This window comes from Pseudomonas sp. NPDC086581 (assembly GCF_044746165.1).
Lineage (GTDB): Bacteria > Pseudomonadota > Gammaproteobacteria > Pseudomonadales > Pseudomonadaceae > Pseudomonas.
The window spans coordinates 577,486-596,630 of sequence record NZ_JBIVBR010000001.1; the positions used below are offsets into that span (position 1 = coordinate 577,486).

Sequence of the window (19,145 nt, forward strand, 5' to 3'; positions counted from 1 at the left end):
GCGGACTCTATGGGTTGCACCCAACGGAATTCTTGCTGAAAGCTCTGGAGTTCTTGCAAAAGACTCCGACACCCGAAGGTCGACAATTGACGGTTCGATCAGCAATCCAGGTCGCGCAGGCCGACGGATTCAGCAGCGGCGCAGGCTGCCTGGGGTCAAGCCGAGGTATCGGCGCATCGCGGTGGTCAGCGCGCTCTGGCTGGAAAAGCCGCATTCGCCGGCCACGCCGACCAGCGGCAGATCGGTTTCGCGCAGCAGGCGCGCAGCGCGATCCAGGCGCTGGCGCAAAAGGTACTGGTGCGGCGTGAGGCCGACGCGGTCCTTGAACTGCGCGTGGAAGTGACTGGGGCTCAGGCAGGCCACCTGCGCAAGCTCCGCCACCGTGATACGCCGCGACAGGTGGTCGGCGATATAGCCGTCCAGCCGCTCCAGGTCCAGCGGCCCCTGGCGCGGCGCGCGGTCCTCGCCGAACAGACGCAGGTGCAGCGCGCGCAGCAGCACGCCGCCGAGGGCGCGGGCGAGCAATGGGTCATCGCCGTAGCGGGCGATCTCCGCGCCGGCGTAGCTGAGCAGGTGCTGGAAGTCCGCATCCAGGGTCGGGTAGCGCGGCATCTCGAACAACCGCGCCAGTAGCTCGCGATCCTGCTCGCCGGTGCCGGCCTCGTTCAGATCGAGGATCAGCATGCGGTTGTCGCCGAGCCCGGCGAACTCGTGGGCAACATCACCCGGCACCAGGCAGGCGCGCATCCGGCAGACCTCGCCACCGGCGCCGCCGATCTCGAATTCCGCGCGGCCGCTCAGGGACATCACCAACTGGTGATGGTCATGGGCGTGCTGGTCGGTCTGGTCGGACAGCGTGGCGAGGCGGGTATTGAACATGGCGCTGGGCTGATCAAATTTTGAGCATGGTACGGGATTCGACCAGGCCTGCCCAGCGCACAGGTGCAACCGGGCGCAACTCCAGGGATACGCAAGCACTAAAGCATCTAAGCCGGAAAATCTTGCTAACCGATAGATATGTTATGTTATAACAAATAATACATTCCCATTCCCCCTCCTCCGCCGCCTGGCGCATCCCTGATCACGAGGGAGGGGTTCGCTTTGCCAGAAGAAAAAACCAGGAGTTCGTCATGCCCCCATCCCTTCCTCGTCCGCGCTGGCGTTTAGCACCGCTGGGCCTCGCCTTGTGCGCCGGCGCGCCCTCGCTGGCCGATGCCGCCCCCTCCGAACTGGAGCCCCAGGTGATCACCGCCAACCCCCTGGGTGATGCCTCCCCCGCTGCGCCCAGCAGCGTCCTGCGGGGCGACGAGCTGACCCTGCGACAGAAAGGCAGCCTGGGTGAAACCCTCAACGGCACGCCGGGCGCGTCGTCCACCTGGTTCGGCCCCGGCGCCAGCCGCCCGGTGATCCGCGGCATGGACGGCGACCGCATCCGCATCCTGCGCAATGGCGTGGGCGCGCTGGACGCCTCGTCGCTGTCCTACGACCACGCCGTGCCGGAAGACCCCAATGTGGTCGAGCGCATCGAAGTCGTACGCGGCCCAGCCGCCCTCCTTTACGGCGGCAACGCCATCGGCGGTGTGGTCAACAGCTTCGACAACCGTATCCCCAGCGAACCGGTGGACGGCATCCACGGCCAGGGCGAGCTGCGCTACGGCGGCTCGGACACCACCCGCAGCGCCGCTGGCGCGCTGGAAGCCGGCGACGGCAACTTCGCCCTGCACCTGGACGCAGGTTCCCGCGAGTTCAATGACCTGCGCATCCCCGGCTACGCCCACTCGGCCCGCCAAAGGCAGATCGATGCAGATGACTCCAAGCATCGCGTGAAAAACAGCGACGGCCGCCAGGACAGCGGCGCCATCGGCGGCAGCTACCACTGGGACCATGGCTATGCCGGCCTGTCCTACAGCGGCTACGACAGCAACTACGGCTCGCCCGCCGAAGACGACGTGCGCCTGAAGATGCAGCAGGACCGCTACGCCTTCGCCTCGGAAATCCGCGACCTCGACGGCCCCTTCAGCTCGGTGAAGCTGGACGCCGCCTACACCGAGTACCAGCACAAGGAAATCGAGGACGGTGAGACTGGCACCACCTTCAAGAACGACGGCTACGAGGCGCGCATCGAGGCTCGACACAAGCCCATCGGGCCGCTGGACGGCGTGGTCGGCGCGCAGATCGCCAACAGCCGCTTCTCCGCGCTGGGCGAAGAAGCCTTCGTGCCGCACACCGAGACCGATAGCGCCGCGCTGTTCTTCCTGGAGAACTGGCAAGCCACAGAACGCCTGGCGCTGAACCTGGGCGGCCGCATCGAGCACACGCGCATCGAGCCCAATGCCAAGGACAACGAGCGCTTCGCCGAAAACGACGGCTCGCGCAGCTTCACCGCTGGCAGTCTGTCCACTGGTGCCGTCTACACGCTGACGCCGATCTGGTCGCTGGCCGGCACCCTGGCCTACACCGAGCGTGCTCCGACCTTCTACGAGCTTTACGCCAATGGCGCCCATGCCGCCACGGGCACCTTCGAAGTGGGCGACGCCGACGCCAGCAAGGAAAAGGCCGTATCCACCGACCTCGCCCTGCGCTTCGACAGCGGCCGCCACAAGGGCAGCGTTGGCGTGTTCTACAGCCGTTTCTCCAACTACATCGGCCTCCTGGCCAGCGGGCGCTATCGCGACGAGGATGGCGCGGTGGTAGATGCCGGTGACGACGAGGCACTGCCCGAATACCTCTACAGCGGCGTGAAGGCGGACTTCTACGGCGTCGAGGCGCAGGACCGCATCCACCTGCTGGACAGCCCCTACGGCCGCTTCGACCTGGAACTTTCCGGCGACTACACCCGCGCCAAGAACAAGGACACCGGCGAAGCCCTGCCACGCATCGCCCCGCTGCGCCTGAACAGCGCGCTGCTGTGGGGGCTGCAGCAATGGCAGGCACGGGTCGGCGTGGAATACGCCGCCGACCAGAACCGCGTGCCGGAGAACGAGCTGCGCACCGACGGCTACACCACCCTCGGCGCCAGCGTCGGCTACCGCTTCGACCTGGGCGACAGCCGCTGGCTGGCCTTCGTCAAGGGCGAGAACCTGACCAACCAGACCGTGCGCTACGCCAGCTCCATCCTGCGCGACAGCGTGCCGGCCGGCGGACGTGGCATCCAGGCGGGGGTGAAAGTAGCCTTCTAAGCAGCGGCTTTCTGATGTTCTACAGCTGACGCCCGGCGTAATCCCGGGCGAACTGTGCGGCGATCCGCCCGGACCGCGACCCGCGATGGGTCGCCCAGCGGATCGCCGCCGGTTCCCACTCCTCCTGCCGCACCCCGCCCAGACCGTGGGACTCCAGCCAGCGGGCAACCGCCTCCAGGTACTGCTCCTGGCTGAAGGCATAGAAAGATATCCACAGGCCGAAACGTTCGGAGAGCGAGATCTTCTCTTCCACTGCCTCGCCAGGGTGCAACTCGCCGCTCTCGCTCCGCTGGAACGACAGGTTGTCCTCGGCGCGCTCTGCCAGCAGGTGGCGGCGGTTGGACGTCGCGTAGATCAGCACGTTGCCGGACTGCCCGGCGACCGAACCGTCGAGCACGGTCTTCAGGCCCTTATAGCCGGTCTCGCCGTCCTCGAAGGACAGGTCGTCGCAGAACAGGATGAAGCGTTCCTGGCGATGGCGCAGCAGGTCGATGATCTGCGGCAGGTCTGCCAGGTGCTCCTTGTCGACTTCGATCAGACGCAGCCCGTCGGCATGGAAGGCATGCAGGCAGGCCTTCACCAGCGAACTCTTGCCGGTGCCGCGGGCGCCGGTCAGCAGCACGTTGTTGGCCGGGCGGCCGGAGACGAACTGGCGGGTGTTCTGCTCGATCAGCGCCTTCTGCCGGTCGACGTTGCGCAGGTCGTTGAAGGCGATCAGTGCCGGTTCGATCACCGGCGTCAGGCGCGGCTGGCCCTGGCGGTATTCCCACAGGTGGGCGATGGCGCCTTCTTCCAGCGCCAGTTCGGGCCGCGCAGGCAGGGATTGTTCGAGCAACCGGGCGATTCGGGCCAGTTGTTCAGCGATAGCAGACATGTCGGTCATGGCGGGATCATCGATGCAGATGGGGGCTGTTCAGCAGCCTAACGATGGATGAAAGTGGTCGTCTAACGACAAACAGGCATCCACATGCGTAAAAAGGACATTGCAGCCCCACTGCTGGAAAACCACGGCGACGAACGGGCAGCCAGCCCGGTGGCGGCCATCGCCCTGGACTTCCCCGATGGGCATCAGGTGCCTGCGCACAGCCATCACCGCGCGCAACTGCTCTACGCCGTGCGCGGGGTGCTGGTGGTGGGTAGCGCCAGTGGCCAATGGGTGGTGCCGGACAACCGCGGCCTGTGGATACCCGGCGGCGTGGAGCACTGGACGCGGATGGTCGGCAACGTGCGGGTGCGAACCCTCTATGTGGAACCGGGCAGCGCCCCGCACCTGCCGCCGGACTGCTGCGTGCTGGCGGTTTCGCCGCTGCTACGGGAATTGATCCTGGCGGCGCTTTCGATCAGCGGCGAGGTCGCCCCGGACTCCCGCGACGGTCGCGTCCTCGGCCTGATGCTCGATGAACTGCGTGAAGACCCGATCCTGCCGCTGCACCTGCCCTTACCCACCCATCCGCGCCTGCGCGCGTTGTGCCAGGCCATTCAGGCCCAGCCCGGCGACAACGCCAGTCTTACCGACTGGGCCGCCCGGCTGAATGTCGACAGCAAGACGGTGCAGCGCTGGTTCTTCGCCGAAACCGGGCTGACCTTCGGCCAATGGCGGCAACAGGCGCGCCTGCTGGCCGCGCTGGAGCGCCTGGCCCTGGGCGAAAGCGTGCTGAGTGTGGCGCTGGAAGTGGGCTACAGCACGCCCAGCGCCTTCAGCGCCATGTTCAGCCGTCAGTTCGGCCGGCCGCCCAGCGATTTCCTACGGCAGCGCCCGCTAATCCGTACGTAAGTTCCGTGCGCGCACAATCGGCTGCAACATCTTCGGATACATCCTTCGAAACGATGGGATTGAAACCCCGTGCTGGTTTCCCCATCTAGACTGTCATGTTCAATCAGTCAGGTGCCTCATGAGCGACCACGACGAGATTCACGATATCCATAGCGCCGAAGAGGTCAGCAATACCGGGCTGGTGTTGCCGGGGCAGAACCTGCCGACCACGGTCTACGTCATTCCGATCCACAACCGCCCATTCTTCCCCGCGCAGGTGCTGCCGGTGATCGTCAACGAGGAACCGTGGGCCGAGACGCTGGAACTGGTCGCCAAGACCGATCACCACAGCCTGGTGCTGTTCTTCATGGAGAACCCGCCGGAAGACCCGCGCCACTTCGACCCGGACAGCCTGCCCGAGCACGGCACCCTGGTGCGCGTGCACCACGCCAGCCGCGAAGGCGGCAAGCTGCAGTTCGTCGCCCAGGGCCTGTCGCGCGTGCGCATCCGCGGCTGGATCAAGCGCCACCGCCCGCCCTTCCTGGTGGAAGTGGAGTATCCGCACACTCCCAACGACCCGAGTGACGAGGTGAAGGCCTACGGCATGGCCCTGATCAACGCGATCAAGGAACTGCTGCCGCTCAACCCGCTGTACAGCGAAGAGCTGAAGAACTACCTCAACCGCTTCAACCCCAACGATCCGTCGCCGCTGACCGACTTCGCCGCCGCGCTGACCACCGCGCCGGGCTCCGAGTTGCAGGGCGTGCTGGACACCGTGCCGATGCTCAAGCGCATGGAGAAGGTACTGCCGCTGCTGCGCAAGGAAGTGGAAGTCGCGCGCCTGCAGAAGGAGCTGTCCGCCGAGGTCAACCGCAAGATCGGCGAACGCCAGCGCGAGTTCTTCCTGCAGGAACAGCTGAAGATCATCCAGCAGGAACTGGGCATCACCAAGGACGACAAGAGCGCCGACTCCGATGAATTCCGTGCACGCCTGGAAGGCAAGACCCTGCCCGACCAGGCGAAAAAGCGCATCGATGAAGAGCTGAACAAGCTGTCGATCCTGGAGACCGGCTCGCCGGAATACGCCGTCACGCGCAATTACCTCGACTGGGCGACCTCGGTGCCGTGGGGCCTGATGGGCGTCGACAAGCTCGATCTCAAGCACGCGCGCAAGGTCCTCGACCGCCACCATTCCGGGCTGGAAGACGTGAAGGACCGCATCCTCGAATTCCTCGCGGTAGGAACCTTCAAGGGCGAGATCGCCGGCTCCATCGTGCTGCTGGTAGGCCCGCCCGGCGTGGGCAAGACCAGCATCGGCAAGTCCATCGCCCAGAGCCTGGGGCGGCCGTTCTATCGCTTCAGCGTCGGCGGCATGCGTGACGAGGCCGAGATCAAGGGCCACCGCCGCACCTACATCGGCGCCCTGCCCGGCAAGCTGGTGCAGGCGCTGAAGGACGTCGAGGTGATGAACCCGGTGATCATGCTCGACGAGATCGACAAGCTCGGCAGCAGCTACCAGGGCGACCCCGCCTCGGCGCTGCTGGAGACGCTGGATCCGGAGCAGAACGTGGAGTTCCTCGACCACTACCTGGACCTGCGCCTGGACCTGTCCAAGGTGCTGTTTGTCTGCACCGCCAACACCCTGGACTCCATCCCCGGTCCGCTGCTGGACCGCATGGAAGTCATCCGCCTGTCCGGCTACATCGCCGAGGAGAAGCTGGCTATCGCCAAGCGTCACCTGTGGCCCAAGCAGCTGGAAAAGGCCGGCGTGCCGAAGCATCGCCTGTCGATCAACGACGCCGCCTTGCGCGCGGTGATCGAGGGCTATGCCCGCGAGGCCGGCGTGCGCCAGCTGGAGAAAGTGCTCGGCAAGCTGGTGCGCAAGTCAGTGATGAAGCTGCTGGAAGACCCCGAGTCGGTGGTGAAGATCGGTGCCAAGGACCTCGAGGAATACCTCGGTACGCCAGTGTTCCGCACCGAGCAGGTGCTTTCCGGCGTCGGCGTGATCACCGGCCTTGCCTGGACCAGCATGGGCGGCGCTACCCTGCCCATCGAGGCGACGCGCATCCACACGCTGAACCGCGGCTTCAAGCTCACCGGACAACTGGGCGACGTGATGAAGGAGTCGGCAGAGATCGCCTACAGCTACATCAGCTCGAACCTGAAGAAGTACGGCGGCGAGTCGAGCTTCTTCGACCAGGCCTTCGTCCACCTGCATGTACCCGAGGGCGCCACGCCCAAGGACGGCCCCAGCGCAGGCGTGACCATGGCCAGCGCCCTGCTGTCCCTGGCGCGCAACCAGGCGCCGAAGAAAGGCGTAGCCATGACTGGCGAGCTGACACTCACCGGGCAGGTGCTGCCCATTGGCGGGGTGCGCGAGAAGGTCATCGCGGCGCGCCGGCAGAAAATCTTCGAGCTGATCCTGCCCGAGTCCAACCGCGGCGACTTCGAGGAGCTGCCGGAGTACCTGAAGGAAGGCCTGACGGTGCATTTTGCCAAGCGCTATGGGGACGTGGCGAAGGTGCTGTTCCCGGGCTGACGTCCTGAGTCTGAGTGGCTCGCTCTTACCCCTGTAGGAGCGAGCCTGCTCGCGAACCGCTCAACGCCGAACTTCCCTTGTAGTAGCAGGCCATGGCCGCGACCGAGGACAAGGTCCGCGCCCACAATTCCACTCCGGGCCGCCATGGAAGCGGACACATCTGTGGCATTCGCTGCGGCTAATATGCTGCTCCCGGCAACGTCTGTGCCTAGCCCAACGCCGGCACTGCCGGCGAGTTGCGGGCGTGGCCCGCTCCTGCACGAAATCCCCCACAGTGCGAAGGGAGAAGGTGCGTAGGGCGCATAACGCTACCCGCCAACAGCCTGAGCGCGATACCCAACAGGGAGTAGTCCACTCGTCGACTTGATTCAGATCATGTCGCGGCAAGGCGTCGCGGCAGGACACTGCGGGACTCACCCTGGAGGTCCCCATGCCGCCCTCGCCGCACCTGCCCCTCGTCTATTCCTGTTCCGGCTGCTCGAACCTCGCGCAGCTGGCCAACGACCTCGCCCTGCGCATGGACCATGACGGCCTGGCGGAGATGTCCTGCATCGCGGGAGTCGGCGGCGACGTGCCGGCGCTGGTGAAGAAGGCCTGCTCAGACCGAACGATCATCGCCGTGGACGGCTGCCACCTGCACTGCGTGCAGAACTGCCTGGCGCGCCATGGGGTGAAGGCCACGCACGAGATCACCCTGACCGAGTACGGCCTGAAGAAACGCTACAGCCAGGACGCGCCGGTGCAGGATTTCGAGATGCTCTACGAGGAACTGCAGTTCCTCGTACGCGCCCCGGGCTGAGCGTCAATCGACCAGACCAGGCTCGAAGCCAAAACGCGAGATGGCTTCGAGCCAAGCGACACCCATCGATAGGTGCGCCAAAACAGCACGGATATCGAAGACGCTGAACGGCTCAGGCGCTCTCCTGCACCACCCGGCTGGCGCGGCGCATGGCGCTCCACAGCCAGGCAGGGAGGCTGTCCGGATCAAGGCTGTCGATCAGGTTCTTCACCGCCAGCCCCAGCTCGGTATCGCCCTCGATCACCAGTCGGCGACGGAAGAACAACGTGTCCGGGTCTTCCTGCCGTCCTGCCAGCAACAGGAAATCGCGCCAGCTGCCCCGGATGGTCACGCTCGCCGTACAGGCATCGGCGAATCGCAGACCATTGCGATCGTGCGTGAAGCACCAGGCCAGACCGAGATCGCTCACTTCCAGACGCAGCCAGTGACCGTCGAGGATGTCGAAGGCGCCGTTCGCCAGCGGCTCGGCGAACAGGCGGTTGGCGGCGCGCTGCAACACCGCACGTTGCAATCCGGCAGGGACACGCGCGGCGAGCGGCAGCAGGCGGTTGGCGGCGCGCAGGGCACCTGTTTCGAGTGTCAGCACAGGTTCACCTCATCGCTGCGCAGCATGCCCGGACGGCCATGCCAGTATCCGTTGCAACCCTCCACCGCCAGCGGCGGTGTAGCGCCCTTGCGCACGCGGTCGAAGGCCTGCACGACCTCCACCATGCCTTGCGCACGGGGGCTCAGGCGCAGCAGGTCGGCGCCGCAATCACGCAGCGAGGCGTAGTCCGCCAACAGGTTGCTGGCCTCGCCGGACATCGTCTGGATGCCGTTGAGAGTGAACAATGGGAAACCCTCCTGGCTGAGCATCGACATGCCCTCCGGGTAGTTCAGGCAGCAGAACTGGCAGTCATCCTTGGGCCGATTCTCCGCCCGCGCGGTGAAGCAGCGCGCGGAATAGGCCAGCGGCAAATGGCCGTAGGCGAACACCTCAGTCTCCACAGAGTTGATGCCCAGCTCGCGGACCTGTTCGATCACCGCGTGGATCTGCTCGCCGGAGCATTCCACCGGCGGCACCCAGCGGCGCAAGCCGGCGGCGTACAGCTCAGCCAGCGTGTGGCCGTTGTAGACGTTGAGCGCAGGACCACCGACGAACTCGACGCCCAGACCGGAGAGAATCTGCACCGCGCCCATGTCGCTGGCCTCGACCTGCAGTTCGCCGTTGGCGCAGAGGCGGCGCAGCGACGACAGCTCGGAGGCCGCCTCGATCAGCGCCAGGCCAGAAACGAGGATCTGCGCCCCGCTCTGCTGCTGCAGCTCGCGCCCCAGGCCCAACCAGTTGTCGAGAGACATGGCGCGGCGTTTGGAGCAGACGGTTTCGCCGATATAGATGGCGTCCAGCGGCTGGTCGGCCATCTGCGCATAAAAATCCAGGAGTGTCCGGCGGTCCCAGTAGAACAGCACCGGTCCCAGGCTGAGTTTCATCAAAAGGTCCTCACTGCCAGGAGCGATGGTAGGCACCCAGGGTCGTCTGGTGGCCTTCGGATAGCTTGTCCAGGGCGTCCTGCCATTGCGTCAGCGCGCGGTAGTTCTGCGGGGCGCGCTGCCAGGCATCCAGCGCCTGGCGCCAGACGCGCGTGACCTGTTCGACATAGGCCGGGCTGCGCTGCCGGCCTTCGATCTTCACCGCCGCCACGCCGATTTCCGCCAAATGCGGGATCAGGTCGATGGTGTTCAGGCTGGTGGGCTCTTCCAGGGCGTGGAAGCGTTCGCCGTTGACCACGAAGCGGCCCTTGCACAGGGTCGGGTAGCCTGCCGGCTCATCCGGCGCGTAACGGTCAATCAGCACGTCATTGAGGCGCGAAGTCAGGCCCTCGGGCTCCTCGTTCCAGCGCACCGCCTTGGCCGGCGAACAGACGCCGCAGAGGTTGGGCGACTCGCCGGTGACGTAGGAGGACAGGTGACAGCGCCCCTCGGCCATGATGCACAGGCTACCGAAGGCGAAGACCTCGATGGGCACCGGGCTGTTCGCCGCCACCTGGCGCACCTGCGCCAGCGACAGTACGCGCGGCAGCACGGCGCGGCGGATGCCGTAGCGCTCGTGGTAGAACGCGAGCGCCGCGACGTTGGTGGCCGAGCCTTGCACCGAAAGGTGCAGTGCGAGGTTCGGGTGGCGCCTGGCGGCGTAGCCGAGCACCGCGCAATCGGCAGCGATCAGCGCATCCACGCCCAGGTCGGCGGCGTGGTCCACCGCGCGTTGCCAGCGGGCCCAGCCGGCCGCACCGGGATAGGTGTTGACCGCCACGTACATCTGCTTGCCGGCGCAGTGGATAAGCTCCACGCCCTGGAGCAGTTGGCGGTCATCGAGGTTGAGGCCGGCGAAGTGGCGGGCGTTGGTGTCGTCGCGAAAGCCGACGTAGATCGCGTCAGCGCCCTCGCGCAGGGCCGATTTCAGGGCGGGCAGACTCCCCGCCGGACAGACCAGTTGCATGCTTCCCCCGGGCAGTGCGGAGGCCGCCGGCCCCCGCCGGCAGCCGGGAACGGCGTCAGGCGCCGAGTTCGCTGAAAGACAGGAAGGGCAGCGGCTCGCCGGCGTGCATGGTGCGCCCGGCCTCCACCACCGCCAGGCCATCGGCCCAGCTCGCCGCGCGCAGCATGGCCGAGCCCTGCTGCGGATGCAGGCAGATGCGGGCGACGCCAGCGCTATCCAGCTCCAGGCGCGCGCGCAGATACTGGCGGCGCGAGTTGGCCGTGGGCCAGTCGAACCCCGCCGGCAGCGTCACCGGCAAGGTATTGGCCGAGCTACGCCCCTGGGCACGCCAGAGGAACGGCCGCGCCACCACCAGTGCAGTCACCAGCGCGGCGGCCGGGTTGCCTGGCAGGCCGATCCACGGCTTGCCGGCGATGCTGCCGAACGCCAGCGGCTTGCCCGGCTGCATCTTCAGCTTCCACAAGTGCAGCTCACCCAGTTCGCGGATCGCCTGCTTGAGGTAGTCGCGGTCGCCCACCGACACCCCGCCACTGGTAATCAGCACGTCCCATTCGGAGGCGGCGAGGCTCAGCGCATCGCGGCTGGCTGCCAGGGTGTCGGCGAGCACGCCGTAGTCGTGGACTTCGATGCCCCAGCCGCGCAGCAACGCGCCGACGCTGAAGCGGTTGGCGTTGTAGATCTGCCCCGGAGCCAGGAGCTCACCGGGCTCGCGCAGCTCGTCGCCGCTGCTCAGCAGGCAGACGCGCAGCGGGCGGTGGACGCTGACGCGGTCCAGGCCGACACTGGCGAGCAGGCCGAGGTCCTGGGCGCGCAGTTTCTTCCCGGCACTGAGCAAGGCATCGCCTTCGCACAGCTCTTCACCGCGGCGACGCACATGGCTGCCATGCCCGACCACGGGCACCTGCAGCCAGTCGCCATCGACTTCACAGTCTTCCTGGGCGATCACGCTGTCCGCCCCCGGCGGCAACGGCGCGCCGGTGAAGATGCGCATGGCCTGGCCAGGTTGCAGTTCGACCTGGGCGGCATCGCCGGCGGCGATGTAGCCGGCGATCTTCAACCGTGCGCCTGCCGGGCCCATGTCGGCGCTGCGCAGGGCGTAACCATCCATCGCGCTGTTGTCCCACAGCGGCAGGTCGATGGGTGAGTGAATATCCTTGGCGAGGGTGCGGCCCAGGGCGCTTTCCAGGTCGACGCGCACGGTTGGCGGCGCCAGCGGAACGAACTCCATCAGCGCGGCGATGGCCTCGTCCACCGGGCGCAGGCCAGTGCCGGAACAGCCGCAGGCGCTCACGAGCGTGTACCGCAGGCCAGAACCGGGCGCTCGGGCAGGCGCTTGAGATGAGGGACGAAATTGCAGGGCTTGGTGCGGCTGTCCAGTTGCTGCACCAGGATCTTTTCCCAGGCCGTCAGGCAGGCGCCGGTGGAGCCGGGCAGGCAGCAGATCAGCGTGCCGTTGGTGATGCCGGCGATGGCGCGGGACTGGATGGTGGAGGTGCCGATTTCCTCACGGGAAATCTGCCGGAACAGTTCGCCAAAGCCATCCACGGTGCGCTCGAGCAAAGGATCGACGGCCTGCGGGGTATTGTCGCGCAGGGTAAAACCGGTGCCGCCAGTGATCAGGCCGACCTGGACCTTGGGGTCGGCGATCCAGGCCGAGACCACGGCGCGGATCTGGTAGATATCGTCGATCACCAATTGGCGTTCGGCGAGCACGTGGCCGGCGCGTTGCAGCGAAGTCACCAGGGCCTGGCCGGAGGTGTCGTCATGCAGGCTGCGGGTATCGCTGACGGTAAGGACGGCGATCTGGAGCGGCTGGAATTCCGCGGTGCTGAGATGGCTCATGAGGGGCTCTCCGAGACGGAGCAAAAAGGGCTGGCGCCAGCCTGCGCTCCTTCCCCGCCAGCGCCCATTCCTCCTAGGAGGTACTGCCGCGGCGCGTGCGGGGCAGTACCTCCCTTCAGCGCCTACAGGTGCTTGATCTTCTCCAGTTCCTCGGCGCTGTAGTTCTGCTCGGTGGACTTGGTCAGGTCGGTGAGGATGTTGGCGCGCAGCACGCCGGCCTGGTCCAGGGCCCATAGCGCGGTGCCGTTGCTGAAGCGTTCGGCGGCGGCACGGGCGACTTCACCGTCCTTCTGCGCAAGGGACTTGAGCATTTCATCCTGGGCCGGTTGCGCGGCGCGCAGGCTGCCTTCCAGGCGATCGCGCCAGCCGTGCAGCAGCGGCATGTACTGCTTGTCGTTGGCATGGGCCAGGGAAGTCAGGCTGCGGAAGGTCCACCAGGCAGAGTGCTCGTCGAAGTCGTCGCTGCCCTGCTGGAACACCCGCGGCGTGCTGCGCAGGCTTTCCAGGTAATACGGCAGCAGCAGGCCGTCGCGCACGTTGCCCAGGGACTGCCAGGACAGCACCTGCAAGCCCTTGGGCATCTGCGGGCGGACCTGCAGGATGTGCGCCTCGACGTTGCGCTCCATGGCAATCGGCCGCTGCTTCTGGTCACCGGCCGGCTTCTTGCCGTCCAGCGGGGTGCCGGCGTAGCTGTCGATGCGCAGGATGCCCGCCACCTGCTCGACGCTGATAGGCTTCTCCGGCTTGGTATAGAAGGGATACTGCTGCTGGCGGATGTCCTGCTTGCGGCCCGGCTCCAGCTTGCTCTGCACCAGCCATTCACGGTCGACGTTGTAGGCGTCGCCGACGACGCCGAAGGCCTTGGCGAAGTTGAATTTCGTCGGGTCGACCTTGTCCAGCAACTGGTGCTTCTCGGCGAACTCGGCGATGTCGGCGCTGCTCAGAACATTGGCCTTGTCGTTGAGGTCGGCGTCGTGCACACGCATGCCGTTGGCCATGACCACGTACCCGTCGTCCGGCACGCGCACGGCGATCCAGTGGTGCCCGGAGCCGATCTCGAACAGCCAGGCCTCCTTGTCGTCGGCGATCTGGATACCGTTGGTTTCCCCGGCGCCGAGCGTCTCGACGTACTTACCCAACAGCTCCACGCCTTCGCGGGCGGTCTTCGCCTGTAGCAGGATCAGGTCCGGCAGAATGGCCTCGATCACCCCGCCCTCGTCCGCCACCAGCGGGTCGGCCTTGGCAGCCTTGTCATTGGGCTCGGTGCTGTTGGTGGCGGAGAGGATCACGCCTGCCTCGTTGGCGCCGAACTCACTCCACGGGCCAAGGGCGCCAAGCTGATCGCCGTTCCAGTCGCGCATGGCGGTGTAGCGCAAGCCTGCCTTGGGCGCGGGCACGCTGACGCCGTTGTCGAAGCTGAGTTTGTCGCCGTCCTTGTAGGTCTGCGGCGGCACCACGACGAAGCGCTTGGCGTGGTTGTTGTAGGTGTAGTCCTCCAGCCGCGCGACCAGCACGGAGCCGTCAGCGGTGGCGTTGCGCCCGGCGATGATGGTGGTGCAGGCCAGCGCGCCCTGGCAGAAGCCGCCCGCCAGCAGGGCGGCGGCGAGGGTCTTGAGCGCAAAGTTGGGCTTGGTCATGGAAATCTCCTCGGCTTGCGATTCGCCGCGCGGCCAAGGCAGGCACGGCGGCGGAGCCGGGAGATGTACAGCGTGGCGAGGAGCGCGTCCTTGGCGCAGAGCAACGACACCTCCCTGGCATCGCCCCTGAGCATAGACAAGCTCCGCGAATGCGCCCCCGCAGGTACGCAGACGCGACGAAAGGGCTCAGCCCTTCCAGCGCTCGGCAGCGGTCTTGTCGCTGCAGCGGCCTTCGACCCAGCGCGGACCTTCGCTGGTGTCTTCCTTCTTCCAGAACGGTGCGCGGGTCTTCAGATAATCCATGACGAAGTTACAGGCATCGAACGCCGCCTGGCGGTGCGCACTGGCGGCACCGACGAAGACGATGGGCTCGCCCGGCTCCAGGCGGCCGATGCGGTGGAGGATTTCCAGGCGCAGCAGCGGCCAGCGCTCATTGGCCTCGACTTCGATCTTCGCCAGCGCCTTCTCGGTCATGCCGGCGTAGTGCTCGAGGAACATGCCGCCCACTTCGCGGCCGTCGTTGAAGTCACGCACATAGCCGACGAAGCCGACCACCGCGCCGACGCCGACGTTGGCAGCGTGCATCGCGTTGAGTTCGGCGCCCGGATCGAACGCCGCCGGCTGGACGCGGATCGCCATGGGATCAGCCTCCGGTAACGGTGGGGAAGAACGCCACCTCGTCGCCATCGGCGAGGGGCTCGTCCAGGGAGCACAGCTCCTGGTTGCGCGCGCACATCAGGTTCTGCTCGCCGAGCACATCCCAGGCGCCACCGCGCTCCAGCAGCAGGCGCCGCAGGTCGTCCAGGCTGGCCAGGGACTGGCTCCAATTCAGCTGCTCGCCATCCAGGCCGAGGGCTTCACGGTAGCGGGCGAAGTACTGCACGCGGATCATGGGGTGTCTCCTGCTACGCCTTCTGCAGCAACGTAATGACCGCTCTTGCCGCCGAGCTTCTCCAGCACGCGCACGCTGTCGATGGTCATGCCACGGTCCACGGCCTTGCACATGTCGTAGATGGTCAGCGCAGCGACGCTGGCGGCGGTCAGCGCTTCCATCTCCACGCCGGTCTGCCCGGCCAGTTTGCAGCGGGCGACGATGTGCACGGTGTCTTCACCCTCGGCGGCCAGTTCGACCTTCACGCTGGTGAGCAGCAACGGGTGGCACAGGGGGATCAGGTCGTGGGTCTTCTTCGCCGCCTGGATGCCGGCGATGCGCGCCACGGCGAACACGTCGCCCTTGGGGTGGCCGCCGTCCTGGATCAGCTGCAGGGTGGACGGGAGCATGCGCACCCGGGCTTCGGCCACGGCCTCACGGGATGTCACCGCTTTTTCGGTGACATCGACCATGTTGGCGCGGCCCTGGGAATCGAGATGGGTCAGCACGGCTGGGAACTCTCCGGTGAATCAGGGGAACAGTGTACTCCCAGTGCGCGCAGCCGGCGGACCGGCGGACGGCGCATTGGGGGAAGGATTGTATACAAAAAGAGGTAGGCGGGGCGTAAAGAAAAGGCCCGCCGGGTGGCGGGCCTTGGTTTGCGTTACATGTGGGCTTCGGCGAATTCCGCCAGCACCGAGCGCGGCACCCCTTGCAGGGTCACGTGCACGCCATGGGGGAAGTCCTTGAAGCGTTCGGTCAGGTAGGTCAGGCCGGAGCTGGTGGCCGACAGGTAGGGGGTGTCGATCTGCGCCAGGTTGCCCAGGCAGACCACCTTCGAACCGTTGCCCGCACGGGTGATGATGGTCTTCATCTGGTGCGGGGTGAGGTTCTGGCACTCGTCGATCAGGATCAGGCTCTGCTGGAAGCTGCGGCCGCGGATGTAGTTCAGCGATTTGAACTGCAGCGGCACCTTGCTGAGGATGTAGTCGACGCTGCCATGGGTGCACTCATCATCCGAATGCAGCGCTTCAAGGTTGTCGGTAATCGCGCCCAGCCAGGGCTCCATCTTCTCCGCCTCGGTGCCGGGCAGGAAGCCGATGTCCTCGTCCAGGCCCTGCACGCTGCGGGTAGCGATGATGCGCTTGTAGCGTTTGGTGACCATGGTCTGCTCGATGGCGGCAGCCAGCGCGAGGATGGTCTTGCCCGAGCCGGCGGCGCCGGACAGGTTGACCAGGTGAATGTCCGGGTCCAGCAGCGCGTACAGCGCCAGCGACTGGTAGACATCGCGCGGACGAAGTCCCCAGGCCTCCTGGTGCAGCAGCGGTTCCTGGTGCAGGTCGAGGATGGTCAGCTCGTCCTGGTCGATGCCCTTGATCCAGCCGACGAAACCCTGCTCATCGACGATGAACTCGTTGATGTGCACCGCCGGCAGGTTGTCGGTGAGTTGCACGCGGTGCCAGGTGCGACCGCGATCCTGGCGGGTCTCCACCTTGCTGACGCGGTCCCAGAACGATCCGCTGAGCGAGTGGTAACCACGCGACAGCAGGTTGATGTCATCGACCAGTTGGTCGGTGTGGTAATCCTCGGCGAATACCCCGCAGGCACGCGCCTTCAGGCGCATGTTGATGTCCTTGGTGACCAGCACCACGCGCTTGCTGCTATGGCGACTCTTCAGCTCAACCAACTGGTTGATGATCTTGTTGTCGTTGAGGTGCTCGGGCAACCAGGTGATCGGCTCGGCACGCTTGCTCATGAGGATCGACAGGCTGCCGCACGGCCCGCTCTTGCCGCGCTGGATGGGCACGCCATCCTCTACCTGCTCGGGCGAGGCCTCGCCCAGCACCGAATCGATAAGGCGGATTGCCTGGCGGCATTCCGCTGCCACGGTGTGTTTTCCGGTCTTGAGCTTGTCCAGTTCCTCCAGCACCGTCATCGGGATCGCGACGTGGTGCTCCTGGAAATTCAGCAAGGCGTTGGGATCGTGGATCAGGACGTTGGTGTCGAGTACGTACAGGGTGGGCTGGGTGGGGCGGGAGCGTCCGTGGTCATCCATACGCAGGTCACCTCTTGTAGGAGCGTTACGACGGAATGCCTTTACAGCGCTCCGCCGTGCGGTGAGCCACCGGCTCTCGGATTCCTGGGATCGCCAGGATTCGAGAGCACTGCATACAAGGGACTGGCCGGGCCGGGGCCGCCACCTGTCTGCAGGGTTCGGCGGTCTACGACTCAACAAATACAGGAAAAAACATGACGATAAAAAGTCTTTTTCCTTCCTAGAAAAGTTTTTTTTCGTCGTACGACGAAATACCTTGGCGAGGGCTCCGGACAGCGCTAGTTTTAGGAGTCCTACCCCTCGTAACGCCGTCCGCTTTTTTCGCAGGATCAGTCCCTTAGCCCTGCACGCTGCGTCTACCCCGGCACTCGCCGCCGACTGCCATCGCTTCCTCGCCTGCCTATATAGATGTCGCCTCCGCCACTGGCCCGACGCTAATCGTCCCCATAGGTGGAGCCAACGCCCGGGACTCCTTACAATCGCCGCTCGCTTGTAGGAGACCGCACGATGCTGATGGTGATTTCCCCCGCCAAGACCCTGGACTACGACACCGCGCCGGTGACGCAGCGCTTTACCCTGCCCGAGCACCTGGACGATGCCCAGGAGCTGATCGGCATCCTGCGGGAACTGGCCCCGGCGCAGATCGCCGAGCTGATGCACCTGTCGGACAAGCTGGCCGGCCTGAACGCCGCGCGCTTCGGCAGCTGGCACCCGGACTTCACCCCTGCCAACGCCAAGCAGGCCCTGCTGGCCTTCAAGGGTGACGTCTATACCGGCATGCAGGCCGAGGACTTCAGCGAAGACGACTTCGATTTCGCCCAGCGCCACCTGCGCATGCTTTCCGGCCTCTATGGCGTACTGCGTCCGCTGGACCTGATGCAGCCGTACCGCCTGGAAATGGGCACCAAGCTGGCCAACGCCCGTGGCAAGGACCTCTATGCCTTCTGGGGCGAGCGCATCAGCGCCTGGCTGAACGAGTCCCTGGCCGAGCAGGGCGACGACGTACTGCTGAACCTGGCCTCCAACGAATACTTCGGCGCGGTGAAGCGCAAGGCCTTGAATGCGCGGGTGATCGACACCGAGTTCAAGGACCTGAAGAACGGCCAGTACAAGATCATCAGCTTCTACGCCAAGAAGGCCCGCGGGATGATGGCGCGCTATGTGATCAAGGAGCGTCTGAGCAACCCAGAAGGCCTGAAGGACTTCAACTACGCCGGCTACGCCTACAGCGCCGAGCACTCCAAGGCGGACCAGCTGGTATTCCTGCGCGACCACGCCGAAGACTGATTCGCCGGCCCTGCTGCACCAAACGGGAGCCCTGAGGCTCCCGTTTCGTTTCCGCGCAGAACCTGCGGGAACGCCCCATGGGTGCGATTGTGTGCATGGACCTGCCGCCCCGTGCGTCCGATGGGACGTCCGGTGTTGGGCGGTTCGCGAGCCAGCTCGCTCCTACGAAAGCCCCTGTACGACCGAAGCGGGTGCAACCGCCGGCCCTGCGGACGGTTAGCGGGCGTGGTCCGCTCCTGCAGGGGACGATTACCCGCGCCGCTTCGCTTCTGTTTCGCCGCCCAAAATCACCGCTGATTCCAAGTGGCCTGTAAGCCATTGACCATGGAACTGCCCAGTCACGGGTGGCGGTTCTGTACGTTTCCTGTCCAAAACACCCCCTCAAGACCACACTCGCTGAATGGTCAAAATGACCGTTCGTCTGCTTCAGGATTAATCGTGAGAAATTTTTTCGACCGCCAGGACCGGTCGGAAGGATGGAAATCGTCCTGATTCGCCCCCTCCCCTGTAATCCATTGGCCATTAACAGCCTTTGGCCATGACATGCATTTCACGATTGCACTTTGCAATAGAGAAAGCTGAACGGCAGCTGAACGAATGTCTTGACGACGATACACGGTCGTTTTTAACGAAAATTTCAATGGAACTTTCCCCGACCTTGCACTTTGCATTGACGGAAATGACCTGTGTTTTGCCATTAGCGCAG

Annotated in this window: 17 protein-coding genes; 5 read left to right on the forward strand and 12 right to left on the reverse strand. The window is 65.6% G+C overall.

The features are described 5' to 3' along the window. Positions 1-129: 129 nt before the first annotated feature. The gene (locus ACIPK7_RS02830) at positions 130-879 is read right to left on the reverse strand and encodes a helix-turn-helix domain-containing protein (RefSeq protein ID WP_401085095.1); all 750 of its coding nucleotides are present in this window, start codon (positions 877-879) and stop codon (positions 130-132) included. 251 nt (positions 880-1,130) lie between these two features. Here ACIPK7_RS02830 and ACIPK7_RS02835 point away from each other — a divergent pair, with 251 nt between their 5' ends. Further along, on the forward strand, positions 1,131-3,179 hold the full coding sequence (locus ACIPK7_RS02835; protein WP_401085098.1) for a TonB-dependent receptor: 2,049 nt from the start codon (positions 1,131-1,133) through the stop codon (positions 3,177-3,179). Between the two features lie 19 nt (positions 3,180-3,198). Here the strand turns inward: ACIPK7_RS02835 and ACIPK7_RS02840 are convergent, their stop codons facing one another. After that, positions 3,199-4,062, reverse strand: a complete 864-nt coding sequence (locus ACIPK7_RS02840) for an ATP-binding protein (protein WP_401085101.1) — start codon at positions 4,060-4,062, stop codon at positions 3,199-3,201. 84 nt (positions 4,063-4,146) lie between these two features. On the opposite strand from ACIPK7_RS02840, the gene ACIPK7_RS02845 reads away from it, so the two are divergent. The 3 genes from ACIPK7_RS02845 (at position 4,147) to ACIPK7_RS02855 (ending at position 8,270) form a co-directional block, all read left to right on the forward strand. After that, positions 4,147-4,953 carry a helix-turn-helix domain-containing protein gene (locus tag ACIPK7_RS02845; RefSeq protein WP_192430716.1) on the forward strand — a complete coding sequence of 269 codons (807 nt, stop codon included), beginning with the start codon at positions 4,147-4,149 and terminating at the stop codon, positions 4,951-4,953. Between the two features lie 118 nt (positions 4,954-5,071). Beyond that, a complete protein-coding gene (gene lon, locus ACIPK7_RS02850) occupies positions 5,072-7,471 on the forward strand; it encodes an endopeptidase La (protein ID WP_401085104.1) in 2,400 nt (799 codons plus the stop codon). 430 nt (positions 7,472-7,901) lie between these two features. Then, positions 7,902-8,270, forward strand: coding sequence for a putative zinc-binding protein (locus tag ACIPK7_RS02855; RefSeq protein ID WP_401085107.1), 369 nt, complete (start codon positions 7,902-7,904; stop codon positions 8,268-8,270). A gap of 112 nt (positions 8,271-8,382) precedes the next feature. Here ACIPK7_RS02855 and ACIPK7_RS02860 read toward each other — a convergent pair whose 3' ends face one another. The 10 genes from ACIPK7_RS02860 to ACIPK7_RS02905 all read right to left on the reverse strand — a co-directional run bounded on the left by ACIPK7_RS02860 (position 8,383) and on the right by ACIPK7_RS02905 (position 17,152). Next, complete coding sequence (locus tag ACIPK7_RS02860; protein WP_401085110.1) at positions 8,383-8,856, reverse strand: SCP2 domain-containing protein; 474 nt, start codon at positions 8,854-8,856, stop codon at positions 8,383-8,385. Continuing rightward, on the reverse strand, positions 8,850-9,740 hold the full coding sequence (locus ACIPK7_RS02865) for a U32 family peptidase (RefSeq protein ID WP_401085113.1): 891 nt from the start codon (positions 9,738-9,740) through the stop codon (positions 8,850-8,852). The genes ACIPK7_RS02860 and ACIPK7_RS02865 overlap by 7 nt, the downstream gene beginning before the upstream one ends. Before the next feature lie 10 nt (positions 9,741-9,750). Next, positions 9,751-10,746: a peptidase U32 family protein gene (locus tag ACIPK7_RS02870; protein WP_401085115.1), complete on the reverse strand. Its 996-nt coding sequence runs from the start codon at positions 10,744-10,746 to the stop codon at positions 9,751-9,753. 55 nt (positions 10,747-10,801) lie between these two features. After that, on the reverse strand, positions 10,802-12,037 hold the full coding sequence (glp, locus tag ACIPK7_RS02875; RefSeq protein WP_401085118.1) for a gephyrin-like molybdotransferase Glp: 1,236 nt from the start codon (positions 12,035-12,037) through the stop codon (positions 10,802-10,804). Beyond that, positions 12,034-12,588, reverse strand: coding sequence for a molybdenum cofactor biosynthesis protein B (moaB, locus tag ACIPK7_RS02880; protein WP_401085121.1), 555 nt, complete (start codon positions 12,586-12,588; stop codon positions 12,034-12,036). Before moaB ends, glp begins: the two co-directional genes overlap by 4 nt. A 122-nt stretch (positions 12,589-12,710) precedes the next feature. Then, entirely contained in the window at positions 12,711-14,225 is a 1,515-nt protein-coding gene (locus ACIPK7_RS02885; RefSeq protein ID WP_401085124.1) for a C69 family dipeptidase, read from the reverse strand. Positions 14,226-14,411: 186 nt separating this feature from the next. Continuing rightward, the gene (moaE, locus tag ACIPK7_RS02890; RefSeq protein WP_401085127.1) at positions 14,412-14,864 is read right to left on the reverse strand and encodes a molybdopterin synthase catalytic subunit MoaE; all 453 of its coding nucleotides are present in this window, start codon (positions 14,862-14,864) and stop codon (positions 14,412-14,414) included. A gap of 4 nt (positions 14,865-14,868) precedes the next feature. Continuing rightward, on the reverse strand, positions 14,869-15,117 hold the full coding sequence (locus tag ACIPK7_RS02895; RefSeq protein WP_045210719.1) for a MoaD/ThiS family protein: 249 nt from the start codon (positions 15,115-15,117) through the stop codon (positions 14,869-14,871). Then, complete coding sequence (gene moaC / locus ACIPK7_RS02900; RefSeq protein WP_401085130.1) at positions 15,114-15,605, reverse strand: cyclic pyranopterin monophosphate synthase MoaC; 492 nt, start codon at positions 15,603-15,605, stop codon at positions 15,114-15,116. Before moaC ends, ACIPK7_RS02895 begins: the two co-directional genes overlap by 4 nt. Before the next feature lie 155 nt (positions 15,606-15,760). Beyond that, positions 15,761-17,152: a PhoH family protein gene (locus ACIPK7_RS02905; RefSeq protein ID WP_017519020.1), complete on the reverse strand. Its 1,392-nt coding sequence runs from the start codon at positions 17,150-17,152 to the stop codon at positions 15,761-15,763. 507 nt (positions 17,153-17,659) lie between these two features. Here ACIPK7_RS02905 and yaaA point away from each other — a divergent pair. Continuing rightward, positions 17,660-18,439, forward strand: coding sequence for a peroxide stress protein YaaA (yaaA, locus tag ACIPK7_RS02910; RefSeq protein ID WP_192430725.1), 780 nt, complete (start codon positions 17,660-17,662; stop codon positions 18,437-18,439). Positions 18,440-19,145: the final 706 nt, after the last annotated feature.